General features: G+C 57.1%; 20 protein-coding genes and 9 pseudogenes. 20 read left to right on the forward strand and 9 right to left on the reverse strand.

Translation table 11 applies throughout. From position 1 onward, the window contains the following. Positions 1-31: 31 nt before the first annotated feature. A pseudogene (hexR, locus tag HLB35_RS13815) lies at positions 32-884 on the reverse strand (transcriptional regulator HexR). Positions 885-1209: 325 nt separating this feature from the next. On the opposite strand from hexR, the gene HLB35_RS13820 reads away from it, so the two are divergent. Next, positions 1210-1410, forward strand: a complete 201-nt coding sequence (locus HLB35_RS13820) for a PA3496 family putative envelope integrity protein (RefSeq protein ID WP_171703028.1) — start codon at positions 1210-1212, stop codon at positions 1408-1410. 117 nt (positions 1411-1527) lie between these two features. On the opposite strand, the pseudogene HLB35_RS13825 reads toward HLB35_RS13820, so the two are convergent. Continuing rightward, positions 1528-2872, reverse strand: a pseudogene (locus tag HLB35_RS13825) (sodium-dependent transporter). A 216-nt stretch (positions 2873-3088) separates the two neighbouring features. Then, positions 3089-3942: pseudogene (locus HLB35_RS13830) on the reverse strand (DUF72 domain-containing protein). 53 nt (positions 3943-3995) lie between these two features. Here HLB35_RS13830 and HLB35_RS13835 point away from each other — a divergent pair. Together HLB35_RS13835 and HLB35_RS13840 are read left to right on the forward strand one after the other, a co-directional pair. Next, positions 3996-4388 carry a fluoride efflux transporter FluC gene (locus tag HLB35_RS13835; protein WP_235937232.1) on the forward strand — a complete coding sequence of 131 codons (393 nt, stop codon included), beginning with the start codon at positions 3996-3998 and terminating at the stop codon, positions 4386-4388. Further along, positions 4385-4699, forward strand: a pseudogene (locus tag HLB35_RS13840) (fluoride efflux transporter FluC); the annotation flags it as partial. The gene HLB35_RS13835 and the pseudogene HLB35_RS13840, both read left to right, overlap by 4 nt. Positions 4700-4803: 104 nt before the next feature. Here the strand turns inward: HLB35_RS13840 and HLB35_RS13845 are convergent. The 5 genes and pseudogenes from HLB35_RS13845 to hemC form a co-directional block, all read right to left on the reverse strand. Further along, positions 4804-6081: a heme biosynthesis HemY N-terminal domain-containing protein gene (locus HLB35_RS13845; RefSeq protein ID WP_171703030.1), complete on the reverse strand. Its 1278-nt coding sequence runs from the start codon at positions 6079-6081 to the stop codon at positions 4804-4806. Beyond that, complete coding sequence (locus HLB35_RS13850) at positions 6078-6875, reverse strand: uroporphyrinogen-III C-methyltransferase (protein WP_235937233.1); 798 nt, start codon at positions 6873-6875, stop codon at positions 6078-6080. Before HLB35_RS13850 ends, HLB35_RS13845 begins: the two co-directional genes overlap by 4 nt. 62 nt (positions 6876-6937) lie before the next feature. Beyond that, the gene (locus tag HLB35_RS17495; RefSeq protein WP_235937225.1) at positions 6938-7450 is read right to left on the reverse strand and encodes a hypothetical protein; all 513 of its coding nucleotides are present in this window, start codon (positions 7448-7450) and stop codon (positions 6938-6940) included. A 16-nt stretch (positions 7451-7466) separates the two neighbouring features. Further along, positions 7467-8246: a uroporphyrinogen-III synthase gene (locus HLB35_RS13855; RefSeq protein ID WP_171703031.1), complete on the reverse strand. Its 780-nt coding sequence runs from the start codon at positions 8244-8246 to the stop codon at positions 7467-7469. Then, positions 8243-9183 (reverse strand): annotated as a pseudogene (hemC, locus tag HLB35_RS13860) (hydroxymethylbilane synthase). The gene HLB35_RS13855 and the pseudogene hemC overlap by 4 nt, the downstream one beginning before the upstream one ends. Before the next feature lie 169 nt (positions 9184-9352). Between hemC and argH the strand changes: the two are divergent. From argH to HLB35_RS13895, 7 genes and pseudogenes are all read left to right on the forward strand, one after another. Then, the gene (gene argH, locus HLB35_RS13865; RefSeq protein WP_171703032.1) at positions 9353-10756 is read left to right on the forward strand and encodes an argininosuccinate lyase; all 1404 of its coding nucleotides are present in this window, start codon (positions 9353-9355) and stop codon (positions 10754-10756) included. 25 nt (positions 10757-10781) lie between these two features. Beyond that, positions 10782-10904 (forward strand): LPS translocon maturation chaperone LptM, encoded by a 123-nt coding sequence (gene lptM, locus HLB35_RS13870; RefSeq protein WP_171703088.1) that lies wholly within the window; start codon positions 10782-10784, stop codon positions 10902-10904. Then, the gene (gene lysA / locus HLB35_RS13875) at positions 10904-12181 is read left to right on the forward strand and encodes a diaminopimelate decarboxylase (RefSeq protein ID WP_171703033.1); all 1278 of its coding nucleotides are present in this window, start codon (positions 10904-10906) and stop codon (positions 12179-12181) included. Before lptM ends, lysA begins: the two co-directional genes overlap by 1 nt. After that, the gene (gene dapF, locus HLB35_RS13880) at positions 12181-13014 is read left to right on the forward strand and encodes a diaminopimelate epimerase (RefSeq protein ID WP_171703034.1); all 834 of its coding nucleotides are present in this window, start codon (positions 12181-12183) and stop codon (positions 13012-13014) included. Before lysA ends, dapF begins: the two co-directional genes overlap by 1 nt. 50 nt (positions 13015-13064) lie before the next feature. Continuing rightward, positions 13065-13777: pseudogene (locus HLB35_RS13885) on the forward strand (DUF484 family protein). A gap of 23 nt (positions 13778-13800) precedes the next feature. Continuing rightward, positions 13801-14718: a tyrosine recombinase XerC gene (locus HLB35_RS13890; RefSeq protein WP_422822462.1), complete on the forward strand. Its 918-nt coding sequence runs from the start codon at positions 13801-13803 to the stop codon at positions 14716-14718. Then, positions 14715-15452 carry an HAD family hydrolase gene (locus HLB35_RS13895; protein WP_171703090.1) on the forward strand — a complete coding sequence of 246 codons (738 nt, stop codon included), beginning with the start codon at positions 14715-14717 and terminating at the stop codon, positions 15450-15452. The genes HLB35_RS13890 and HLB35_RS13895 overlap by 4 nt, the downstream gene beginning before the upstream one ends. A 9-nt stretch (positions 15453-15461) precedes the next feature. On the opposite strand, the pseudogene yihA reads toward HLB35_RS13895, so the two are convergent. Then, a pseudogene (gene yihA, locus HLB35_RS13900) lies at positions 15462-16099 on the reverse strand (ribosome biogenesis GTP-binding protein YihA/YsxC). A gap of 307 nt (positions 16100-16406) precedes the next feature. Here yihA and HLB35_RS13905 point away from each other — a divergent pair. The 10 genes and pseudogenes from HLB35_RS13905 to dtd all read left to right on the forward strand — a co-directional run bounded on the left by HLB35_RS13905 (position 16407) and on the right by dtd (position 24262). Then, positions 16407-17036: a c-type cytochrome gene (locus HLB35_RS13905; protein ID WP_171703036.1), complete on the forward strand. Its 630-nt coding sequence runs from the start codon at positions 16407-16409 to the stop codon at positions 17034-17036. Between the two features lie 143 nt (positions 17037-17179). Next, positions 17180-17810, forward strand: a pseudogene (locus HLB35_RS13910) (thiol:disulfide interchange protein DsbA/DsbL). A gap of 53 nt (positions 17811-17863) precedes the next feature. Continuing rightward, positions 17864-18682: an endonuclease/exonuclease/phosphatase family protein gene (locus HLB35_RS13915; RefSeq protein ID WP_171703037.1), complete on the forward strand. Its 819-nt coding sequence runs from the start codon at positions 17864-17866 to the stop codon at positions 18680-18682. Positions 18683-18810: 128 nt separating this feature from the next. Beyond that, positions 18811-19371 carry a TRAP transporter small permease subunit gene (locus tag HLB35_RS13920; protein WP_171703038.1) on the forward strand — a complete coding sequence of 187 codons (561 nt, stop codon included), beginning with the start codon at positions 18811-18813 and terminating at the stop codon, positions 19369-19371. Next, positions 19371-20775 (forward strand): annotated as a pseudogene (locus HLB35_RS13925) (TRAP transporter large permease). Before HLB35_RS13920 ends, HLB35_RS13925 begins: the two are co-directional and overlap by 1 nt. A 242-nt stretch (positions 20776-21017) precedes the next feature. Then, on the forward strand, positions 21018-22127 hold the full coding sequence (locus tag HLB35_RS13930) for a TRAP transporter substrate-binding protein (RefSeq protein WP_171703039.1): 1110 nt from the start codon (positions 21018-21020) through the stop codon (positions 22125-22127). A 148-nt stretch (positions 22128-22275) separates the two neighbouring features. Then, complete coding sequence (thiD, locus tag HLB35_RS13935; protein WP_171703040.1) at positions 22276-23115, forward strand: bifunctional hydroxymethylpyrimidine kinase/phosphomethylpyrimidine kinase; 840 nt, start codon at positions 22276-22278, stop codon at positions 23113-23115. A gap of 168 nt (positions 23116-23283) precedes the next feature. Next, positions 23284-23454: a hypothetical protein gene (locus HLB35_RS17500; RefSeq protein WP_235937227.1), complete on the forward strand. Its 171-nt coding sequence runs from the start codon at positions 23284-23286 to the stop codon at positions 23452-23454. A 5-nt stretch (positions 23455-23459) separates the two neighbouring features. Then, positions 23460-23792 (forward strand): chalcone isomerase family protein, encoded by a 333-nt coding sequence (locus tag HLB35_RS17505; RefSeq protein ID WP_328732007.1) that lies wholly within the window; start codon positions 23460-23462, stop codon positions 23790-23792. A gap of 32 nt (positions 23793-23824) precedes the next feature. Beyond that, the gene (dtd, locus tag HLB35_RS13945) at positions 23825-24262 is read left to right on the forward strand and encodes a D-aminoacyl-tRNA deacylase (RefSeq protein ID WP_171703041.1); all 438 of its coding nucleotides are present in this window, start codon (positions 23825-23827) and stop codon (positions 24260-24262) included.

Consider the following 24262-nt stretch of genomic DNA (forward strand, 5'->3'; position numbering starts at 1 on the left):
TCGAAAAATGAACGAAGATTCTACCACAGGATCAGTTGTCTTCCGGAAAGCGCAACGGGTTCAGGCTCTTTTAACTGCCTTAAGCTGTTCGGCAAGCTTGGGGCCTCGGGTCTTGGCAACCCCGACCGCCAGCACATCAATCAGCACCAGATGGGCAATACGTGAACTCATCGGCGTGTAGATTTCAGTGTCTTCATGCACATCGATATACAGCGGCAGGGTGACTTCCTGAGAAAGGGGGAATCGCTTGGGCACAGGCCGATCACCGTAGCCCCGGCCTCGCGGGCTAGGCGCACGCTGGCCACCAGCGCCTTGGTACGCCCCGTCTGGGAGATCGCCACCACCACATCGCCTTCGTTGAGCGTGACGGCCGACATGTTTTGCATATGGGGATCGGCGTAGGCGGAGGTGGAGATCTGCAGACGAAAGAACTTGTGCTGGGCATCAAAGGCGACTGCCCCGGAAGCTCCAAAACCGTAGAACTCAACCCGGTTCGCCATGGCCAGCGCATTCACCGCACGCCCTAGCGAATCATTATCCAGACGGTCACGAACTGACAGCAGGGTGCCCACCGTTGAATCAAAAATGCTGTAGGAAAACTCTGCCACCGAATCGCTATCATTCATCGAAAACTGGGCAAACTGACTGCCGGTAGCCAGCATCTGGGCCAGCTGCAGCTTGAAATCCTGGAAGCCGTTGCAGCCCAAGGCCCGGCAAAAGCGCACGACCGTCGGCTCGCTGACCTTGGCTTCAGTGGCCAGATCAACAATGCGCATGTGGATGACTTCGTCAGGATTGCGTAGCACAAAGCGCGCCACTTTCTGTTCGGAGCGACGGAAGTGCTCCATACGGCGTCTCATTTCATCGAACAGGGCGCGGCTCACATTCAGCTCCTTTCATGATTAACAATTTTGTCTTCGACCCTGTCAGTTTCATCTTTGGAGTATAAGAACCATAAGGGTGTCACCAAGCCTAGTATGCCTGATTCTTTTACAAAAATGGCAGTGTTAACATCTGCTAATGTATTCGTTAGAATGTTGCTGTCTAAACAAGCGTTAGGCGTTTTTTTCCTAAAGGTTCATCATTTTGTCAACTAGGGTATAGTAATAATTGAAGTGCCGCACTGCATCATGCTGTAGGCGTCATGGATTGAAAAGGCGTGGCAGGTGCAGGTGGACGAAGGCATATTCACCTGGAGGAACGTCGATTATGCGTAACATCGAACGAGTCACCTCAGTCAAAAGCGAGCTGCTCGATATCTTCATGAGCATGCAGGTCAATGAGCATGCTGAACGTCAGCGTGTTTCTGCCCAACGCAGCCTGCGCGCTCGACGTGGTATCGAACTGCACCGCGAGTTTCAGAAGCTTACCCAGGAGATTGCGGACTTGCCTGAACCTGAGCTGCATTAATTTTCCGTCTTTTCCAAGGCCATCTGCCCGTTTCCGCTGGTGGCCCGTACGTATGAAAAACGCCCTGCCATAGGTGAACCATGACAGGGCGCCGAGACGTTTTCACGCTTTCTGGCTTTAGATAAAGCCAGCTATGAAGACGGCAACCACTCCAATCGGCGCAACATAGCGACCGATAACATTCCACACCTTGAGGCCTGTTGACGACAGACCCAGCTCTTCTTCCACGCTTTGGCGCTTGAGGCACCAGGCGACAAAGACAATGGCACCCAGGCCGGTTAACGGCAAGAGTATCTTGGCAGTAAAGGTGTCGAGCAGGTCAAAGATATTCAATCCCATGAAGAGCACCTCGGACCACAGGTTAAACGACAGCAGCGCCGCAACCCCCAGTAACCAGACGGCAAGACCACTGATGATGGTGGCCGTCAAACGCGGCAGCCGAGTGCGTTCTTCAAGCATTTCAACGGTGGGTTCCAGCAGTGAAATCGCTGAGGTCAGGGCTGCAAAGGTCAATAGCAGGAAGAACATCAGCCCCAGCACAACGCCGCCGGTCATATTGCCAAAGGCAATCGGCAGGGTGACAAAGATCAGCCCGGGGCCTTCACCAGCGCTCATGCCGTTAGCAAACACGATCGGGAAGATGGCCAGGCCCGCCAGCAGGGCAATCGACGTATCAATAATGATCACCGTGCGTGCTGTGCTCAACAGGTTAACGTCTTCACCCAGATAGGAGCCGTAGGCCATCATGATGCCCATGCCCAGCGACAGGGTGAAAAACGCCTGCCCCATGGCCGCCAGTACGACGCCGCCATCCAGCGCGGCCCAATCCGGGCTGAACATAAAGCTTAGAGCTTCACCGAAGTGGCCGGTGGTCATGCCATAACCCACCAGAATCAGCATCAAAATCACCAGTGCCGGCATCATGGAGCGCACAGCGCTTTCGATACCCTGGGTAACACCACGGGCGACAATGCCCACTACCAGCAGCATGAAGGCGGTATGCCACAGCAGCAGCGTGCCTGGGCTGGCCAGCATGCCACTGAAAATGGGCGCCGATGCTGTCAGCATCCTGACCCGTGAAGGTTCCGGTTACCGCATTCAGAGTGTAGTTCAGCGACCAGCCGCCAATCACGCTGTAGAAGGACAGGATCAGAAAGCCCGCCAGCACGCCGCTGAACCCGACCAGCGCCCAGGACTTACTGACGCCACTTTGCTTGGCTAGTGTCACCATGCTGTCGATAGGGTTTTGCTGGCCGCGCCGCCCGATCATCCACTCGGAGAGCAGAATGGGCACGCCGACCAGGGCGACACACGCCAGATAGACCAGTACAAAGGCAGCTCCACCGCTTTCACCTACCAGGTAGGAAAAGCGCCAGATATTGCCAAGACCCACCGCAGAACCTGCGGCCGCCAGCACAAAGGTCATCCGCGATGACCACTGTGCATGTGAATGTTTCGCCATACATCACCTGTTTAATAGTTGTGTTCGTTTTGATGTGTTGCTTGGATTAAAGCAGCGGCAGATGTGTTGCATCATGGATGCTTAACATTGCTCATGCTGAACAGCAGGCCGGAAAAAGTCGACAGTAGCCGTCGAATAATCACTACTTTCCAAGCATGGCGGACAATTTATCCGATCAAAGGCAGGCTTGCCAGTGATCTCATCTGAAAAAGGTGGCTAGAAAAGGGCAGCCTGCTTTTCACCCGGGAAATCACCTAAAGGGGCTAACCCGGCGTGGGCTGCGAGTTGTTGATAGAGCAGGCGCGCCATGGCGGGCGCATGGCGGTTATCAGCAGTATGCACAAATAAGAAAGGGGTTTTCCCTGACTTATCCACAGGGAGAGCTGTTTTTTCCAGGCGCTGAAATAATCTGAGTTTATTTGCTTGTCAAGATGGCCAATAAAGCGTATGACCGGCTGATTAGCCGTGGAAAGCACGTGTAACGGGAGTTTGGGTTTTTCCTGCTGGGCATGGGCAAGGCCTGGGCTACCTTCGGCTGAGGTGGAAAAAACCGGGCGGACATCAAGCATGACGCGGTTAGCTGAAAAAGTTATCAACAGTCGGTTCAACGCTTGCTCGGAAGCCCCTTTGTGGAAAAACTCAGGGTGACGCACTTCCACCGCACAGGGTAAATGGTGTGGCCAGACGTTCAATAACGCTTCCAGGCGAGGCATCTCCCGGGGGCCAAAATCACCCGGCAGTTGGATCATGGTGGGCCCAAGCTGACGATGCAGCGGTGACAATGCATCCAGAAAATCCAGCGCAGCCTGAGGGTCAGCCAGACGCTGTTCGTGGGTAACCGCCGCAGGCAACTTGAAGCAGAAGCGAAAACCTTTGGGTGCCTGGCTCGCCCAGGCGTTCAGCGTTGCAGCTGAAGGTGCTCCGCTATAAAACGTCGTGTTGCCCTCAACGCTGGAAAAAACAGCCGCATAGTCGCCGAGCAGGTTGGATTTGGCATGCTGAGGATAAAGGCTGCCGCACCAGTCCTGGTTGGCCCACATGGGTAAACCCAGATACAAAGGTAGTGTCATGGTGTGTTAAACGCCGATTAAGGATGCATAAAGACGGAGAATCATCTGTGAGTATGATAACAATGATAGGCGTCATGCTGGGCGGCGCCCTGGGTGGCATGCTGCGCTTATGGGTCGGCAACAGCGTTAGCCGCTATGTTAGCCGCTATACAAGTGGCTATTTTCCATGGGGCACCCTAACCGTCAATCTGACGGCAGCCTTGATGATGGGTGCTGCTTTTGCGGTCTGGCAAGTATCGGGAGAAGAGCCGGGAACGCTTGGCTGGGCCGTGATTGCGGCGGGCCTGTTGGGTGGTTATTCCACCGTGTCCACGCTGAGCCTACAGGTGCTGACACTCTGGCAGCACCGTCCTGTGGTGGCAGTGGCCTATCTCGTGGCCAGCCTTGGTGGGGGCTTGGCTATGGTCGCCAGTGGTCACCTGTCGATTGCGATGGTGATGGCATGATCAACAGGGTGACAACGTATCTTGCCGTCGGGGCGGGAAGCGCACTGGGGGCAGGTTTGCGCTACTGGATTTCAATGACTGCCTTGGGATTTTTCGGGCCTGGCTTTCCATGGTCGACCCTGGCAGTGAACGTGCTGGGGTCAGCGCTGATTGTCGGGTTTTCTCAGGCGCGCTGGCAGGCCTTCTGGGTAACCGGGTTTTGTGGCGGCTTTACAACGTTTTCGCTGTTCAGTCTGGAAGTATGGGAACTCTGGCAAAGGGAGCAACCCTGGTTGGCAGCGGTTTATCTTGCTGTCAGCGTGGCAGGCTGGTTAATGGCGGCTGGCTGGGTGCAGCATCGCATGATGAAAAAAACGGGTGCCGATAAAGGCACCCGAAACATAAAAACGACAGAGTTTTGCAGAGAAAGTTACTTTCAGGCTGATTTGGCGCTGTCCTCGGCTTCCACAACCTCGCCAGCGGATGAGGTCGTTCCTTCCGGTTGCTTGGGTTGTGGCAGGGATGGTAGCGACTTGGCCAGCATTTCTACGCTCTGGCGGTAGTAAAGCTGGCTCTTGTTATGTTCGCCAAGGCTTGCATACAGGCGTGCCAGTTCAGCACATACCACACCGCTGGGGCGCTGGCGCTGGCTGGCCTCAAAGTATTCCTGAGCCTTTTCCCACTTGCCGGTACGCAGCGACAGGCGACCACAGGTCAATAGCAGTTCAGGGTCATTGGGCCTTTCCTGCAGCCATTTTTCAGCCTTGACCAGCTGACGATCAGCATCCACGTTCAGCAAGCCATAGCGGGTTACCAGGCGCGCATCCCAGTGGTGGTCCAGCGAATGGTTGAGCAGCCGCTCGGCAATGGCATCTTCATCAGCCTGTATGAGAGCTTCGGCGTACAGAACGATCAGCTCGGTGTTGCCACGCAGATAATCCGGCATATCCGCCCACAGGCTGCGAATCCGTTCGATATCATCAGGATTCTTGGCCTCAAAGAGAATCATCTCGCGATAGGCGCGATATTCCAGTTGCTCGCGCTCCGTCTGGGAAATCAGCTTCTGGGCTGCCAGACGGGGAATCAGGCGACGCAGACCGTCCCAGTCATTGACGCTGAGGTGAACCTGCTTGAGCAGCTTGAGCACCTGCGGGTGGTTGGCCATCTTGCTGTCAAGACGATTCAGAATCGCCAGGGCATCTTCAGGCTGCTGACGGTCAATCAGCAGTTGGGCCTGCATCAGGCCAATGGCCGTATCGGCGCCATCGGTGGTGAGCTGAGCCTGATTCAGGTGTTGCTGTGACTTGTCGTAGTTGCCCTGGTAGTGGGCAGCAAGCGCGGCGGACAGGTAGTTAACCAGCGGCGTGCTTGAGTCATTCGCAGCACCTACCAGGGTTTTTTCAGCCTTTTTCCACCGCCCATCGGTCAACGCTACCAGGCCACGTACGGTACGTTTCATGGCACGACGATTGCGGGCCCGGCTGTTCCAGCTTCGAAACCGCCCCATCGGGCGAATAATGCCGGTCAGCAGGCGCAGCGCAAAGTGCAAGGCAATGAAGGCGCCAAGCAGCAGCACCAGGCCAAACCAGAAGGAGGTTTGCACCGAGGTGTCACCGACGCGTACCAGCCAATAGCCGGGAACCGACATCATCAGGTGACCGAAAAAGGCACCAACGGCCAGGCCGGCGATGATGAGGAGAACGAGTTTTCTCATGACTCACCTCCGCGCGATTCATAGCGGTTCTCGATGAACTCGGCCAGGGCCTGCTGTGAACGGCTGATGTCGGGCAGCTCAGGCGTCACATTGGTCTGCTTGATTTCTTCCAGACGGGAGATGACGCCCTGGGTTTCACTGCGCGAGGTGTCGTAGTAACGATTGAGCAGGTCAAGCGCCTTGTCGATGCTGGCTTCAAACAGCGCCTGCTCTTCCTTGAGTACCGCCAGCTGGGATTGCTCAAGAATCAGGCGCAGGCTCTGACGCAGGTAGGACTCCTGTTCGGGCGTGATCAGCACTTCCATGGCTTCGTCATGACCACGGACAACTACCAGATCCTTCAGCTCTTCACCAAAGCGTGCCAGTTGACGCTGGAAAGTACCAGTGGGCGGTTCTTCAATGCTGGAAGATACGGGCTGTTCTTCAACTTCCTGAGCAAGTCGCAGGGTGGCAATGCGTTCCTGCTGAGCATTGAGCGCCAGGTAGATACCGGTGCGATCGACCCGTGGAACAGCATCCAGGGCGGCCAGTTCACTGGCAATCTCGCGCCGGACAGGTGTCAGCGCCGGGTTGTCCGCGCTGTTGAGCACGCTGTCAGCCGTGCGCAGCAGAGCAGCAGCGCCTTCCACGTCACGTTCCAGCTGCAGGCGCTGATTGGCCAGGCGTAGCAGGTAGGCGGCTTCGGCATGCAGCCATTCGCGCTCATCGGCATCCTGATCCTGAGACAGTTGGGCCAGCACACGGTCAAGCGTGTTGTTGACCTCAGAACGATACTCGGAGAAGGCTTGCTGCATCGCATTGGTGGTGCTTTCCAGCGCCTGGTTACGCTCGGCTTCGCCACTTTCCAGACGCTCATTCAGATCGGCAAGGTCTGCCTGTGTGGCGCTGTTATCGGCTTTTTGAGCAAGCTCATCAAGACGTTGCTGCTGGTTCTCCAGGCGCTGCCAACCTTCCCAGGCAAGAAAGGCCAGGGCAACCGCCAGGACAACCACCAGCAAGATGGCAAAAATGCCGCTTCTGCCGCCGCCGCCACTGCCTTGCTGGGGGCTGCGGTGGGTGGGGTGCCAGCGCCGGAGGCCGCAGCTGCCGGGCTGGCAGGGGCGTTATCCTTGGCGGTGGCGCTATCTTTGGCAGCGCCATTCGTCTTGGTTGGCTCGGTATTGGCCGATTGCGTAGTGCTTTGGCTGCTCTTGCCCGAATCCTGCTGGCCGCCTGCCTTGGTAGAAGCGTTAGCGTTGCCTTTACCACGGCGCTGCTGCTGATTAGTCGCTTTTGCTGAAGACGCAGACGTTGACGATGCTGCGTCGTTACGCGAAGCCTCGGCAGACGTCTTCTGTGCGTCGTCCTGATCGTTTGTTTGTTTGCTCATCTGTCGCTAGCCCTTGTTAAGTTCCTTGATCGACATCGGCACCCGGTGGGTTGCAGGTGCGAGTCAACGCAGCCGTCAGTGCAGCCGGAGTTGCTCCCGTTGCCACCGTTGGGGCACGAAACCCCAATTCTGCCGCTAGTGTAGCTAAACGGCGACTGGAAACGATTAGCGGTTGGTTCAAGGCTGCCTGATCGCACCATTTTGCCAGATGTTGCAGCTGTTCGCCGCTGGTAACAATCAACGCCTGAAAATTTCCTGATTCAAGCCGTGCAATGCCGCTGGGGTCCGGCGGCTGGTAACGTCGCTGATATACGCTGGCGCGGGTCACACGGGCACCGCGCGCACGTAATGTATCAGCCAATAGATCACGACCGCCCTCACCTGCGACGATTAGTACCTTCTGCTGTTCAACACGCTGCAATGATGGTAACGCGAGTAAGGCTTCACTGGTATCCTCATTACGATCTGCTTCGGGTACGCGTACCCGTACGCCCAGCTGTTGATGCAATATGTCAGCGGTGCCCCGCCCAACGCAATAATAATCAATGCCTACCGGCAGCTGCGGCCAGTAACGATCCAATGCCTGCTCCAGGCAGTGGGCCGCAAACGGGCTGATCACGATAACTTTACAGAACTGATCAAAGTCCAGCCAGAGTGAGCGTAATTTAGCCTCTTCAGGCAGCGGCTCCAACCTCAGCGTATCCAGGCGCTGCACGCTGAACCCCCGCCGCCGCAGAGTTCCAGCCAGTAGCTTGCCACGTTCGCCGGGGCGTAAGATCAGCACGGGAGCCATCACTGAGCGCCGTAGACCTCGGCAAGAATATCGCCCGCACCCTGTTCCAACAACTCCTCGGCGACCCTGATGCCGAGTGCCTCAGGTTCGTGCATGGAGCCTTTACTGTCAGCGCGCAGCACTTCCGTACCTTCCGGGTTGCCGACCAGGCCGCGCAGCCACAGGGTTTCGGCGTTTTTGTCGAGCACGGCGTGGCCGCCGATAGGCACCTGGCAACCCCTTCCAGGCGGGTGTTCATGGCGCGTTCAGCGCGCACCCGGGTAGCGGTGTCCGGGTCATCCAGCGGGGCCAGCAGCGCAATCAACTCAGGGTCGTGCAATCGGCATTCGATACCCAGGGCGCCTTGGCCACAGGCAGGCAGGCAGATTTCCGGCGGCAATGCCTGGGCAATCCGTGCTTCCAGGCCCAGGCGCTTGAGCCCTGAAGTGGCGAGGATAATGGCATCAAACTCACCGTCATCCAGCTTGCCCAGACGGGTCTGAACGTTGCCGCGCAGGTTAAGGATTTCAAGATCCGGGCGGCGTTCACGCAGCTGCAGGCCACGGCGCAGGCTGGCGGTGCCGATACGCGCGCCTTCTGGTAGCTCATCGACGGTGTGATAGTGATTGGAGACAAAGGCATCGGTAGGGTCAGCGCCTTCCAGAATCACCGACAGCCCCAGGCCTTCGGGGAAATGCATCGGCACATCTTTCATGGAATGCACGGCAATATCGGCGCGCCCATCCAGCATGGCTTCTTCGAGTTCTTTGACGAACAGGCCCTTGCCGCCAATCTTGGAAAGTGGCGTGTCGATTATCTTATCGCCCTTGGTGGAGAGTGCGACCAGCTCGACTTCAAGGCCGGGGTGGAACGCTATCAGGCGGTCACGTACATGCTCAGCCTGCCACATGGCCAACTGGCTCTTACGCGTGGCGATACGCAGCTTGGTGATGGATTGCACGTTATTCTCCCTTGTCGCCATGACGGCGTATAAAAACGATAATAGCCCTAATCATAAAGCACTCGACAGCCAAGGAAAAATCCCGCTTGCAGACATGCCGCTGATCAGGGCGACTCTGGTACACTTTCCGTCAACGATTATTTCAATGTTCAAGCAGGATACTGTTGTCATGAGTCAAACCACCAATCAATCCTGGGGCGGTCGCTTCAGTGAACCTACCGATGCCTTTGTTGAGCGCTTCACCGCTTCGGTAATCTTTGATCAACGCCTGGCCCATCAGGATATTCAAGGGTCTATCGCGCATGCCACCATGCTGGCCCGCATCGGGGTATTAACCGGCGACGAGCGCGAGGCGATTGTTCAGGGGCTGACTGAGATTCGCAGCGAAATCGATAACGGTGAGTTTGAATGGTCGGTGCCGCTTGAAGATGTGCATATGAACATTGAAGCGCGGCTGACCCAGAAAATCGGCATTATCGGCAAAAAGCTGCATACCGGCCGTTCACGCAATGATCAGGTGGCGACGGATATTCGCCTGTTCATGCGCGATGCTGTTGATGTAATTGAAGGCGAACTGATCCGCCTGCGCGAAGGGCTGGTAGAACTGGCCGATCGCGAAGCCGACACCATTATGCCCGGCTTTACCCATTTGCAAACTGCGCAGCCGGTTACTTTTGGTCATCACCTGCTGGCCTGGCAGGAAATGCTGGCACGTGATCATGAGCGCCTGCTGGATTGTCGCAAACGCATCAATGTGTTGCCGCTGGGAGCTGCCGCCCTGGCCGGTACCACCTACCCGATTGATCGCCATATGACCGCTGAGCTGTTGGGTTTCACGCGGCCTGCTGAAAATTCCCTGGATGCGGTGTCGGATCGCGATTTTGCAATTGAGTTCACCAGCGTTGCCAGCCTGCTGCTGATGCACCTGTCGCGGATGAGCGAAGAGCTGGTGCTATGGACCAGCGCTCAGTTTGATTTTATCGACCTGCCAGATCGCTTCTGCACCGGTTCTTCCATCATGCCGCAGAAGAAAAATCCGGATGTACCGGAGCTGGTGCGTGGAAAGACTGGGCGGGTCTACGGCCACCTTATCAGCCTGTTGACCCTGATGAAGTCTCAGCCGCTGGCCTACAACAAGGATAACCAGGAAGACAAGGAGCCGCTGTTTGATGCGGTGGATACGGTGCGCGACTGCCTTAAAGCCTTTGCTGACATGATCCCGGCCATTGAGCCCAAAAAGGCCAACATGTTTGAGGCGGCACGCAAGGGCTTCTCAACGGCAACGGATCTGGCCGATTATCTGGTGCGCAATGGCGTGGCCTTCCGCGATGCCCATGAAATTGTTGGGCAGTCGGTCGCTTATGGCCTCAAAGAGGAAAAAGACTTGTCGGAAATGAGCCTGGAAGAGCTGCAACAGTTTTCTGGCAGCATTAACGCTGATGTCTTTGAGGTGCTGACCCTAGAGGGCTCGGTGGCGGCGCGTAACCATATTGGCGGTACCGCACCGGATCAGGTTCGCGCCGCCGCGCAGCGGGCGCGGGAAGTGCTGCATACGCTTAAGGATCAGCTGTGAAAAACGTCGCATAGCACCGCGCTTCATCGGCGTCGCCTTGGCTGGGCTTTTGGCCAGCCTGTTAATTGCCGGATGTGGCCAGAAAGGGCCACTGCATTTGCCTGAAGCGGATTCAACCGAAGCGCCCGCCGCCGAGCAGGAGGAATAATGGATCATTTTAACTATCGCGATGGCGTACTCTACGCCGAAGACGTACCGTTATCGCGGATTGCCGCTGAACACGGCACACCGTGTTATGTCTACTCCAAGGCGACGCTGGCGCGTCATTTTCGCGCCTATACCGAGGCCTTGGGCGGCCACTCTCATCTGATCTGTTATGCCGTCAAGGCCAACTCCAACCTGGCCGTGCTGGGGCTGCTGGCGCGCTTGGGGGCGGGGTTTGATATTGTCTCGATCGGCGAGCTGGAACGCGTGCTGAAAGCCGGTGGTGACCCTGCCAAGGTGGTGTTCTCAGGTGTTGCCAAGCAGGCCGACGAGATGGCGCGTGCCTTGGAAGTGGGTATCAAGTGCTTCAATGTTGAATCCCGCCCCGAGCTTGAGCGCCTGAATGCTGTGGCGGGCGAGCTGGGCAAGCGAGCGCCGGTATCCCTTCGGGTCAACCCGGATGTGGACGCGGGCACGCACCCGTATATTTCCACCGGCCTGAAAGACAACAAGTTTGGCATTCCGGTTGATGAGGCGCTGGAGGTCTATGAGCTGGCAGCCAGCCTGCCACACCTTGATGTGGTGGGCATGGATTGTCATATCGGATCGCAGCTGACCGAAACCGCCCCCTTTATGGATGCCCTGGAGCGGCTGCTGGTGCTGATGGACAGACTGCGTGAGCGTGGTATCGAGCTTGACCACCTGGATCTGGGCGGTGGCCTGGGCGTTCCCTATCGGGATGAAAAACCGCCTCAGCCGTTTGATTACGCCAGCCAGCTTCTGTCACGTCTTTCCCGCTGGGAAGGTGGCGAAAAACTCACCCTGCTGTTTGAGCCAGGCCGTTCGATTGCGGCCAACGCCGGTGTCATGCTGACCCGGGTTGAATTCCTTAAACCGGGTGAAACCAAGAACTTTGCTATTGTCGATGCGGCGATGAATGATCTGATTCGCCCGGCGCTCTACCAGGCCTGGCAGGCGATTATCCCGGTGGATACCCGGGAAGCCCGCGAAAGCGCGCTTTATGATGTAGTGGGTCCAGTCTGTGAAACCAGTGATTTTCTGGGCAAGGAGCGTGAGCTGGCAATTGCTGAGGGCGACCTGCTGGCGGTGCGTTCCGCCGGTGCCTACGGCTTTGTGATGGCCTCCAACTATAACAGCCGCCCGCGCCCTGCCGAACTGATGGTGGATGGCGACGCTTGCCACGTGGTGCGTGCCCGCGAGCGGCTGGAAAGCCTGTGGGAGGGCGAGTCGCTGCTGCCAGGCGGTATTGGAGAAGCCTGATGCTGTTACACTTTACGAAAATGCACGGCCTGGGCAATGACTTTGTCATGGTGGATCTGGTGACCCAGCGGGCACGCATCACGCCTGCCCATATCTGCCAGCTGGCAGACCGGCGCTTTGGTATCGGCTTCGATCAGTTACTGATCGTTGAACCCCCACGGGATCCAACAATGGATTTCCGCTATCGTATTTTTAATGCCGATGGCAGCGAAGTGGAAAACTGTGGGAACGGTGCACGCTGCTTTGCGCGCTTCGTACGTGATCAGCGCCTGACCCACAAGCGCGATATTCACGTCGAAACCGCTGGTGGGCCGCTGGTTCTCAAGGTACAGCATGACGGCATGGTGCGCGTTGATATGGGGCGTCCACGCTTCTCGCCCGCAGGCGTGCCCTTTGAGGCAGCAGGAGACCAGCCGCTACACACCTTGCAAGTTGGCGAGGAAACCCTGTCGATCAGCGTGGTGTCCATGGGCAACCCCCATGCGGTGCTGCAGGTCGACGATGTGGAGTCAGCGCCGGTTGAGCGCCTTGGCCCGGCAATTGAGGCGCATCCACGTTTTCCCCGTAAGGTGAATGCTGGTTTTATGCAGGTGGTCTCACCCAGCCGGATTCGCCTGCGGGTGTTCGAACGTGGCAGCGGTGAGACCCTGGCCTGCGGTACGGGCGCCTGCGCGGCGGTTGCCAGTGGTATTCGCCAGGGGTTATTGAAAAGCCCAGTGACGGTTGAGCTACCCGGCGGCGAACTGTCGATTGAATGGCCCGACCCCGAGGCTGCCTTGATCATGGTCGGGCCAGCGACTCGGGTATTTGATGGGCGTGTTGTGCTTAATTGAGCCCAGCGCTGCTGCTCTATAATTGCAATGGATAGGAATGGAGAACGGTGATGTCTCAAGCCCCTGAACCGCGCAAGACGTTTGACCCTGAACAGGTAGCGTTCTGGTTGGCCCGCCATCCCGATTTTTTGTGGGCCGAGAAGGCCTGTTGCAGCAGCTCAAGGTGCCTCACCCCAATATCAACGGGGCGGCGGTGTCGCTGTTGGAGCGTCTGGTAGTGGATCTGCGTCATCGCGCCGAATCCGCCGAAGGGCGGCTGGAGCAGCTGCTGGACACTGCTCGGCATACAGAAACCCAGTACCGCCGCCTGCGTGAAACCCTGCTGGCGCTGGTGGATGCCCAGGATCGCGACATGCTCGCCCAAGCGCTGGCGACCCAGATGAGCGAGCGCTTTGCGACACCGGCGCTGGCGCTGTGGTGCCCAGCGACGCTCAGCGATGCGGAGCCCACCCCGCCGCAGCCACCTCGCCACGTACTGGATCAACATGCTAGTACGCGGTTAGCGGCGTTGCTTGATGGCCGCACCAGCCGTTGCGCCAAGCTGGGCGTCAGCGACTGGAAGTGCCTGCTGCCGCATGTGGCCGCGCCTAAAAAGGCCGGCTCCTGCGCGGTTACTCGGCTGAGTGCGGGCGAGCCGCTTGGCTATCTGCTGCTGGCAAGCCCCGACCCGGAACAGTATCGCGCCAGTATGGACACTCTGTTCACCGAGTATCTTGGGGATATCACCGCCCGCTTACTGGTGCGCCTGGGGCCTGGCAACTGAAGCGCTTACTCACAGGAGATGATGTGACGGCATTGAACGCCCAGGTGGCCGCCTTTCTGGCATCACTGGCCCAGCATGCCAGCCCGGCGACGCTGGATGCCTACCGTCGTGATCTGGCAGCGCTAGAGGCGTTTGCCCAAGCGCAGGGCATTGATGACGCCGCGCAATTGACTATGGCCAACCTGCGCGCCTTTCTGTCCAGCGAGCGCAGCCGCGGCTTGGCTGCGCGCAGCCTGGCTCGGCGACGCGCAGCGCTATCACGTTTTGCTGAGGATTGTGTGACGCAGGGTATTCTGGCCGATAACCCGGTGACCTTGCTGCGCACTCCCAAGGCGCCCAGCCACCTGCCGCGCCCGCTGGATGTTGATGTGCTGGCTCGCTTTCTGGATACGCCCCATGATCAATCGCCGCTGGCCTATCGTGATCAGGCAATGCTGGAGTTACTGTATTCCAGCGGCTTGCGCCTGGCGGAGCTGGCCGCACTTGATCTGGATGATCTGGAAACTCAACGCGTACGGGTGATGGGTAAAGGGGCCAAGCCGCGCCAAGTGCCGGTAGGGCGGCGCGCCCAGGCGGCACTGGCCGCTTGGCAGCCGCACCGCTCCTTGCTGGCCAACGCCGATGAAACGGCTCTTTTTGTCGGTCAGCGCGGGCAGCGGTTGGGGCACAGGGCGATTCAGAAACGACTGGCGCAGTTGGCCGTCACGCGTGGCTTGCCTGAGCACCTGCATCCGCACCGGTTGCGCCATTCCTTCGCCAGCCATCTGCTCGAATCCAGTCAGGATCTGCGCGCTGTGCAGGAACTGCTCGGCCACGCCAACCTGTCCACCACCCAGGTGTACACCCGGCTGGATTGGCAGCACCTGGCCGCCAGCTATGATGCCGCGCATCCGCGTGCCCGTCGTCACACCACGCCCCCTGATACTCCTTCTGAGGCATAAGCATGTTGCAAGCAATCACCTTTGATCTGGATGACACTCTGTGGGACAACCACGGCGTCATGGCGCGCACTGAAGAAGGGCACTACCGCTGGCTGCTGGAGACCCTGGAAAACTGGCTGGCCGCGCGCCAAGCAGCACCATTGGGGTTAAACTACGCAGAAGGGTTGGCGGATTATCTGGCCCGTCGCCAGCAGCTGGTAACTGAGGTGCCAGAGCGGCGCGGTGATTTTACCTGGCTGCGCCTGCGTGCTCTGGAAGCCCAGCTGGAGGCCAGTGGGCTTGCACGCAGTACTGCCCTGATGTGGGCGGCAGCGGCAATGAACGAATTCCACCGTTTGCGGGTTCAGGTGTCCCCGCACCCGGAAGTCGCCCCCTTGCTAAGCACTCTGCGTCAGCGTTATCGGCTGGCCGCCATCACTAATGGTAATATTCATTTACAACGTCAGCCGCTGGCGGAGTACTTCCCCGTCGCCATTGCTGCCGGTGAGTTGCTGGCTCCCAAGCCTGACCCCAAGCCTTTTTTGACCGCGCTTGAGCGGCTTGGCGTAGCCCCCGAGCAGGCGCTGCATGTTGGCGATTCCTGGGAGGAGGATGTGCTGCCCGCCCAGCGGCTGGGGATGCATGCCGTCTGGGTCAGTGAAAGTGGCGATCAGGCGCTGCCAGAGCGGGTCGAGCGGATTGCTCACGTAAGAGAGTTGGCGGAGCTTTTGGCCTGGCTTGAAAAACGTCGCTGACAACAGGGTTCATACGTCTTTGGGGAGAGCCAGCCACTGATCCAGGCGCTGAGAAAGCGTTGTTATGCCGTCTTTTTCAGCGCTGAAAAAAGCTGCACAGATACCAGGTCTTCCCATTCACGCAGCTGCGAGCGAACTTTTTGCAGTGACGCATTGGCGGGGCCTTTCTTCAGCTTATCGGCTTTTGTCAGTAGAATATGTACCGGCATGTCACGTTTGTCGGCAAACCCCAGCATCATCTGGTCGAACTCGGTTAATGGATGACGGACATCCATCAAGAGAACCAGTCCGCGCAGGGTGTTACGCCCGCGTAAATAATCAGCCAGGTGGTGCTGCCATTCCAGCTTGACGGCCTCAGGTACCTTGGCGTATCCATAACCGGGTAGGTCGACCAGCCGCTGGGAAGTCCCGTTCATTAGGCCGAAGTAGTTGATCAGCTGGGTACGGCCGGGCGTCCGAGAGGTTCTGGCCAGTGCTTTTTGCTGGGTAAGTGCGTTGATTGCACTTGATTTTCCGGCATTCGACCGGCCTGCAAAAGCAACTTCAGTGCCACTGTCTTCAGGGCATTGGGCCAGGGTCGGGGCACTGGTTAAAAAGCGCGCAGTGGTATAGTTAAGAGCCGGAAAAGAAGCGGGTGATTCAGTCATCGGTGACATCCTGGCGAAAACAAAGCGCTAAAAAGCGCCATGAAGCATAACATGAGCACGAAAATTACCCCTAAAGCAGGTCAGGACTTGCATTCCCGCCGCTGGGGTGATTCGTTATAATACGGTTTGTTTATATCTGCGACCTAGGGCGCTAGTGTACCATTGCGCTCTAACCGCCAGCGACAATTCAGCCAGTGTCTTATCGCCTGATTGTCGCGGCAGACAGAGCTGACCCTGGTAGTGTGCTGAACCCGGGCAGCGCCCGGGGTGCGTACCAGTCACCAACTAACGGCATAGTGGAATAGCAATGAGAAAGTTACTGGCAGGCCTAGCAATTACCATGGGTGCCGTTGGCACCGTCCAAGCCCAATCACAGGATTTACAGGTTAACGCTGACCCGAACGCCGGCCGTGAAATGGCCGCAAGCTGTGCGGCATGTCACGGCCAGCAAGGTATCAGTATGGTAGGTGCCTTCCCTAACCAGGCGGGCCAACAAATGTCTTATCTGGCCAAGCAGATTATGGATATTCGCGATGGTCGTCGTGAAGTCGCCCAGATGGCAGGTCAGGTCGATGACTTTTCTGATCAGGATGCCTGGGATGTCGCCGCCTACTTCGCCAATATGGATCCCAACGTTGGCCAGGCTGTAGATGACGCCGAGCTGCTGGAGCGTGGCGAGAATCTTTATCGTGCAGGCGATATAGGCAAAGGCATCCCAGCATGTACGGCGTGTCACTCGCCAACGGGCCAAGGTCTTGGTACAGCCGTTTATCCGGCGCTTTCCGGCCAGCATGCCGAATACACGGTCTCGACTCTGCAGGATTTTGCGGCTGGCATCCGCCACAATGACCCGAATGCCATCATGCGTGATATCGCCTCCAAGATGAGCGACCGCGACATGGAAGCCGTGGCTAACTATGTGCTGGGTCTACACTAACGATTCTACGCAATAACGGATTAGCCAGCGCGCTCTTCAAGAATACGGGCGATCAGAAGTGAACCATAAGACTGCCGAAGCGGTCTTATGGTTCGTTGTGTTTGTAGGTTTATCGGTCATTTGCTGAGTGGAGAAAATTGATGATGCTAAAAGCGCTGATGGTAGCGGCGACGGGGCTGGTCTTTTCAACGGTGGCAGGTGCTCAGGAACTGGTGGAAGGCCAGCACTATGAGCGCCTGGAAACGCCGGTGGAAACCGTCGTGGAAGAGGGGCAGATCGAGGTCACCGAAGCCTTCTGGTTCGGCTGCCCGCATTGCTATCGCCTGCAGTCATCCGTCACCGAGTGGTATGAAACCCTTGAAGATGACGTAAGCGTGGTCAAGATGCCGGCCACCATGGGGGCGACTGGAACACGCATGCCACCGCGTTTTATGCGGCTGAACAGCTTGGCATTGAAGATGACCTGCATGCTGATTTCTTCACAGCCATCCACGAGGACGGCCAGTCCCTGAACGATACTGATGATCTGGCGGCCTTTTTGCCAACTATGGCGTCAGTGAAGAGGAAGCGCGTGACGCCCTGACCTCCTTTGGTGTACGCAGTGACGTCAGCCGCGCTCATAGCCGTATGCGTGATATGCAGCTGATGGGAGTGCCAGCGCTGATTATTGATGGCCAGTACCTGGTATCGCCGGGCAGTGCGGGTAGCCTGGATAACATGCCCCAGATTGCTTATACTTTGATTGCCCGTATTCGTGAAGAGCGCGCCGAGTGATTGAGTCTCTATGACCGAGCAAGTAAGACGTTCTTAACGGAGTACCTGCCCACATGAGCCAACTGGATGCCCGGTTACCATCGCTTGCTGATGGCCACCTGCGTCTACTGACGTTCAATCTGCAGGTGGGCATTCAGACGTCTGCCTATCATCATTATCTGACCCGTAGCTGGCAGCATCTACTTCCCCAGCGCGAGCGCAATCAACGCCTTGAGTTGATCAGCGAAGTGCTGGGGCGCTTTGATATCGTGGGCCTGCAGGAAGTGGATGGCGGCAGCTTTCGCTCTGGTCGTGTCAATCAGGTGCGCTACCTGGCAGAACGGGCGGGCTTCCCTAACCACTTTCAGCAGCTCAATCGCAATCTCGGGAAGATCGCCCAGCACAGCAACGGCCTGCTGTCGCGCCTCAAACCGACGCGTATTGAAGAACATCGTCTATCCGGTACCCTGCCGGGGCGTGGCGCCATTCATGCCCGCTTTGGAGAAGGGCCTGATGCGTTACATATCTTTGTTGCCCACCTTGCCCTTAGTCATCGGGGGCGTACTCGCCAGCTCAATTACCTGAGCGATCTGATTACCCCGCTGCGCCATGTGGTCGTCATGGGCGATCTGAACTGCACGCCGGAACAGATTCATGCCCACTCACGTTTCAGCGAATCTCTGCCGCTGCATCCAGTAAAACCGCTGCTTAGCTACCCTTCATGGCAGCCGCGCCGCGCACTGGATCACATCCTGCTTTCGCGTAGCCTGGAAGCGGCGGAGGTGCAGGTGCTGGATCATCTGTTTTCTGACCATCTGCCGTTGGCGGTGGATCTTCCTCTGCCAAGAGAATGCCTGGAAACTCTGAAAACAAGCTGCCCTGCCAGGGTATAAGGTAACGAGAGACGCCGCTGCGTTGACCATACGAACGCTGCGTGAATTGTTAACACTGCATTCTGGATACAGATGAGGTATTGTCTCAGGCGCTGATTTTCCCAGACGCTGGATACGAGACGCTTCCCATGTCCCAGACTTCACAACTCCCTCCTTTGGTGCGCGCGTTGGATAGCGCTTCAGAGTGGTTTGGCCGCACCCTGGCCTGGCTGATCATTCTGATGATGCTGATTCAGTTCGCCATTGTGCTGCTACGCTATGTATTTTCAGTCAATAGTGTCTTCATGCAAGAACTGGTCATGTACATGCACGCGGCTGTTTTTATGCTCGGTGCTGCATACACGCTTCGCCATGACGGGCATGTGCGTGTTGACATCTTCTATCGCAAGATGGCGCCCCGTCGACAGGCGCTGATCAACCTGTGCGGTATCGTTTTCCTGCTGATGCCGGTCATGATATTCATCATTGCCTCGAGTTTGGGCTACGTCAGCAATTCATGGCGAATACTTGAAAGCTCACCAGATTACGGGGGCATTCCTGCGGTGTTTTTGCTTAAGACCCTGATTCCACTATTTGCACTTTTCATGATCATACAGGGCGCCATTGAACTGGTGCGCAATGCCTATATCCTGACGGGCCGGATTGTGCCGCCATCAGCAGATACTGAGCATCTAGAGGAGCGCGTCTGATGTTGGAATTCATGCCGCTTATTCTGTTTGCTGTCATCTGCATTGTCCTGATGTTTGGCTTTCCGGTTGCCTTTTCGCTGTCGGGTACTGCCCTCGTGTTTGCAGGCCTGGGGCTGGGGCTTGAAGCCATGGGTGTAGACGCCAACTTTGACGCAGGCTATCTGGCTGCCCTGCCAAATCGGCTATACGGCATCATGACCAATACCACCCTGTTGGCTGTTCCGCTGTTTGTGCTGATGGGCGTACTGCTGGAAAAATCCAAGGTGGCGGAAACCCTGCTGGATGCCATGGCGTTACTGTTTGGTTCCCTGCGCGGCGGCCTGGGTATCTCGGTTACCCTGGTTGGCATGCTGATGGCCGCATCAACCGGCATTGTCGGTGCCACTGTGGTGACCATGGGGCTGATGTCGCTGCCGACCATGCTAAAGCGCAACTACTCCATGTCGCTGGCCACGGGCACCATTTGTGCCACAGGAACCCTTGGCCAGATTATTCCGCCATCTATTGCCCTGGTACTGCTGGGTGACGTCCTATCCTCCGCCTATCAACAAGCCCAGCTGGATATGGGGATCTTCAGTCCCAAGACTGTTTCAGTAGGCGATCTGTTTATGGGCGCCCTGGTGCCTGGCATGATTCTGGTGGTGCTGTATATGCTGTATATCGCGGCGACTGCCTGGCTGCGCCCGCATACGGCACCGCCTGCGGATCGTCAGGAACTGATGGATGAGCTTGGCCATACCTCCGGCATTGGCTGGCTGCTGCTCAAGGGGTTGGTGCCGCCTGTGGTACTGATTGTTGCCGTGTTGGGTTCCATCCTGAGCGGTTTTGCCACCCCCACAGAAGCTTCTGCGGTGGGCGCCTTTGGTGCCCTGGTGCTGGCCTTGGCCTATCGCCAGCTTGATCTTGCTACGTTGAAAGATGTTCTGCGCTCCACGACCCATGTCACCACCATGGTGTTCATGATCCTGATTGGAGCCGCGCTGTTTTCGCTGGTCTTTCGTGCCTATGGCGGCGAGCACATGGTTACCGAGCTGTTTGAAGGCATGCCGGGCGGTGTCGTCGGCGCAACTATAATCGTGATGTTGGTGATCTTCTTGCTGGGCTTTATCCTTGACTTCATTGAGATCACTTTCGTAGTGGTGCCGATTGTTGGGCCCATTCTGCTAGCCATGGGGCTTGATCCGATCTGGCTGGGCATCATGATTGCAATTAATTCAAACCTCATTTCTGACACCGCCGTTTGGCTTTGCGCTGTTTTATCTGCGTGGCGTTGCGCCGCCATCAGTGCCCACATCGGCGATCTATCGTGGCGTGATTCCTTTCATTCTGATTCAGTTAGGCATGCTGTTGATGCTGGCGCTTTACCCTGGGCTAGCGACCTGGTTGCCCAGCCAGTTTAGCTAAAGTAACGCCTTGGGTTGAATGTTAAAGCGCTCAGCAGAGAGCTTATTTGATTAAGTTGAAAGTGTAGGCTGCTATCAACGCTGCCCCGTGGCAAGCTTGGTAAGTTACAGTGTGGTGCATTTTTTTATTGTTCACACATCGGCTGCGCCTGTATGCAGCAGGTGGCAATGATCACACGCCAGATGTAGGCGGCTGTCTGGCCGCATACATGTTACCCATAACAGTCATAACAAGGGGTTTATATGCAAGTTAAAACACTGACCGCCGCCGTGGCCATGACCACCGCCATGTCCGCAGGCATGTTGGTAGTCTCCAGCCTGGATAATCAGGCTCAGGCCCAGGAAACCTTCAGCTGGAAGATGGTGACCTCGTGGCCGAAAAACTTTCCGGGTGTAGGCCAAGGGCCAGAGCGCCTGGCAGAATTGGTTGATGAAATGTCAGATGGCCGTCTGACCATCGAAGTCTTTGGGGCTGGCCAGCTGGTGCCGGGCTTTGAAGTGTTTGATGCCGTCTCCGATGGCACTGCAGAGCTGGGCCATTCCGCGTCCTACTACTGGAAAGGCAAGGCCCCTGAAGCCCAGTTCTTTGCCGCAGTGCCGTTTGGCATGAACGCCCAGGAAATGAACGCCTGGCTGCACTTCGGCGGCGGTATGGAGCTGTGGAACGAAGTCTATGAGCCCTTCGGTGTTGATGTCATGGTGGCGGGTGCCTCCGGCGTGCAGATGGGCGGCTGGTACAACAAGGAAATCAATTCCATTGACGACCTTGATGGCCTGAAAATGCGTATGCCAGGCTTGGGCGGCGAAGTCATGAGCCGTATGGGCGTGGCAATCGTTAACATGCCGGGCGGTGAGATTTTCACCTCGCTGCAATCCGGTGCCATTGATGCTACTGAGTGGATTGGCCCCTACAACGACCTGGCGTTTGGCCTCCATCAGGCGGCTGATTATTACTACTATCCGGGTTGGCACGAGCCGACCGTGATGTTTGAAACCATCGTCAACGAAGAGGCGCTGGCCGAACTGCCCAGCGACCTGCAGGCGATCCTGACCACGGCGGTGCGTGATATCAACGCCAACGTGCTGGATGAGTACACCGCACGTAACAACGATGCGTTGGAAACCCTGGTCAACGAGCATGAGGTTGAATTGCGGCGTATTCCTGATGATGTACTGGCTCAAGCACGAGAGTATTCAGACGATGTGATTGCTGAGCTGGCAGAATCCAGCGATCTGGCTACACGCATCTACGAGTCCTACAGCACCTTCCAGGATAAGGTTGTCAACTACCATGCTATTTCCGAGCAGGCGTATTACAACGCCCGCAACCCGGAAGGCGATACTACCGAGTAAATTTTTCGGCGATAATGAGGACGGCTGCCTGAGGGTGGCCGTTTTTTTATCTGGCGCTTTTATATGGCTACTTTTTATATCAGTGTATAACCTGCCGTCGGCTTGTGTAGGCGGGCCTGTCAAATGGAAGGTGAACAAGGATCTCTTTATGGCAACTCAACCGGCATCTTCAGGTGCGTCATCAATTAACAATGTCTTGACCATTGCAGGCTCTGACCCTTCCGGTGGGGCCGGCATCCAGGCGGATCTGAAAACCTTTTCGGCCCTGGGCACCTACGGTACCAGTGTGATTACCGCGCTGACGGCGCAAAATACCCAGGGCGTGCGCGGTGTCTTTCCTGTGCCTGCATCGTTTATCGCTGAACAGTTGGAGACCCTGCTGGATGACGTGACGCTGGATGCGGTGAAAATCGGTATGGTCGCCAGCCGTGAGGTGGCGGAAGTGATTGCCGACTGTATTGGGCGTCGGCGCCCGCGCTGGGTGGTACTGGACCCGGTCATGGTAGCGAAAAGCGGCGATGTGCTGGTGGATGATGCGGGCATCCAGGCGGTGCGCGACATCCTGATACCGCTGGCTGATGTGATCACCCCCAACCTGCCAGAAGCCGCGGTATTGCTAGGAAGCAGCACACCCACGTCAAACGCTGAGATGGAGACTGTCATGCCCGCGCTGCGTCGTCTGGGGGCGCCTTATGTGATGCTCAAAGGTGGCCATCTACAAGGGGCTGACTGCTCAGACCTGTTAGCGACCCCGCAGGGCACTACCTGGCTACCGGCGCCCCGTCTGGCAACCGATAATCTTCACGGTACGGGATGTTCGCTGTCGTCCGCCATTACCGCCTGCCTGGCCAGACAGCCCAGCGAAGCGCCGGTGGAAGATGCCATTCGCGCTGCCAAGCAATGGCTACATGCCGCACTGGAAGCCAGCACACGGCTTAACGTGGGCAAGGGCCGCGGCCCCGTGCATCATTTTCATGAATGGTGGTAGTTGGGGTGAATAGTGAGTCGTGAATAGTGAATCGTGCTTATGCGGAACTTATACGCTGAATGATGGTAAGTATAAGAGACTTTAATTACCGTCGGGGTAGCTTTTATGTGGATTCATAAACGTCTTACAGCTTGGTTGATAGCTGGGCTGCTTCTGGCCACAACCGCAATGGCACAGGCGGAAAGCGTCACCGAGAACGGCGAGTCTTTCAGCCATACGGTAGAAGAAAATGGCCAGCGCTATGAGCTGTTAGGCAGCGGTGTGTTCAAGTATATGATCTGGACGGCCTATGCTGGGGCCTACTATCAGGGGAAGGTGTTACAGACCCTCAGCCGCTGAGCGAGGTGCCAAGGCGCCTGGAGCTGGCGTATTTTCATGATATTGACGCCGAAGATTTTGCCGAAGCCACGCTAGAAACTATCCAAAAAAACCTGACGCTGTATGAATTCAATCAGGTCAAAGACGATATCGAAGCCCTGAACGCCCGCTATCGCAGTGTGGAAGAGGGCGACCGCTATGTACTCAGCTGGGATGGTGAGCAGCTGCGGCTGGCCTTGAACGGTGAGGTGTTATTTGAAGGCGGCGATGCGGATGCGGCCAGCGCCATGTTCGGTATCTGGTTGGGTGAAACGCCACTTGGCGAAGATTTTCGTGATGAACTGCTGGCACGCCAATAGTTTGGCTATCTAGAGGAACTCTTAGGGGTAGTATGAAAGCATTGATACAGCGAGTGACGCGGGCCAGTGTCGAAGTAGATGAAAGAACGGTCGGCCAGATTGACCAAGGGTTGCTGGTGCTGGTGGGCGTGGAAAAAGGCGATGACCAAGCCCGCGCTGACAGCTTGCTGCATAAGCTTTTGAACTACCGCGTGTTCAGCGATGCACAAGGTAAGATGAATCTCAATGTTCAGCAGGCAGGCGGTAGCTTGCTACTGGTTTCCCAATTCACCCTGGCCGCCAGCACTCGCAAAGGCCTGCGGCCGAGTTTTTCCAGCGCCGCCCCGCCGGAGGAAGGCGAGCGGCTGTTCAATTATCTGGTGGCCCAGGCGCAATCAGGAGATGTGCCGGTGGCCACCGGAGAGTTCGGCGCCAATATGCAGGTCGCCCTGGTTAACGATGGCCCCGTTACCTTTATGCTGGAAAGCTGA

The organism is Vreelandella azerica (assembly GCF_013112225.1).
GTDB classification, from domain to species: Bacteria; Pseudomonadota; Gammaproteobacteria; order Pseudomonadales; family Halomonadaceae; genus Vreelandella; species Vreelandella azerica.

Bases quoted from the DNA above. Each gene is read 5' to 3' on its own strand.
- HLB35_RS13820 (WP_171703028.1), top strand. From the start codon at position 1,210: ATGCGTAACATCGAACGAGTCACCTCAGTCAAAAGCGAGCTGCTCGAT.
- HLB35_RS13835 (WP_235937232.1), top strand. From the start codon at position 3,996: ATGATAACAATGATAGGCGTCATGCTGGGCGGCGCCCTGGGTGGCATG.
- HLB35_RS13845 (WP_171703030.1), bottom strand. From the start codon at position 6,081: ATGAGAAAACTCGTTCTCCTCATCATCGCCGGCCTGGCCGTTGGTGCC.
- HLB35_RS13850 (WP_235937233.1), bottom strand. From the start codon at position 6,875: ATGCAGCAAGCCTTCTCCGAGTATCGTTCTGAGGTCAACAACACGCTT.
- HLB35_RS17495 (WP_235937225.1), bottom strand. From the start codon at position 7,450: ATGAGCAAACAAACAAACGATCAGGACGACGCACAGAAGACGTCTGCC.
- argH (WP_171703032.1), top strand. From the start codon at position 9,353: ATGAGTCAAACCACCAATCAATCCTGGGGCGGTCGCTTCAGTGAACCT.
- lysA (WP_171703033.1), top strand. From the start codon at position 10,904: ATGGATCATTTTAACTATCGCGATGGCGTACTCTACGCCGAAGACGTA.
- dapF (WP_171703034.1), top strand. From the start codon at position 12,181: ATGCTGTTACACTTTACGAAAATGCACGGCCTGGGCAATGACTTTGTC.
- HLB35_RS13905 (WP_171703036.1), top strand. From the start codon at position 16,407: ATGAGAAAGTTACTGGCAGGCCTAGCAATTACCATGGGTGCCGTTGGC.
- HLB35_RS13915 (WP_171703037.1), top strand. From the start codon at position 17,864: ATGAGCCAACTGGATGCCCGGTTACCATCGCTTGCTGATGGCCACCTG.
- HLB35_RS13920 (WP_171703038.1), top strand. From the start codon at position 18,811: ATGTCCCAGACTTCACAACTCCCTCCTTTGGTGCGCGCGTTGGATAGC.
- HLB35_RS13930 (WP_171703039.1), top strand. From the start codon at position 21,018: ATGCAAGTTAAAACACTGACCGCCGCCGTGGCCATGACCACCGCCATG.
- thiD (WP_171703040.1), top strand. From the start codon at position 22,276: ATGGCAACTCAACCGGCATCTTCAGGTGCGTCATCAATTAACAATGTC.
- HLB35_RS17500 (WP_235937227.1), top strand. From the start codon at position 23,284: ATGGCACAGGCGGAAAGCGTCACCGAGAACGGCGAGTCTTTCAGCCAT.
- dtd (WP_171703041.1), top strand. From the start codon at position 23,825: ATGAAAGCATTGATACAGCGAGTGACGCGGGCCAGTGTCGAAGTAGAT.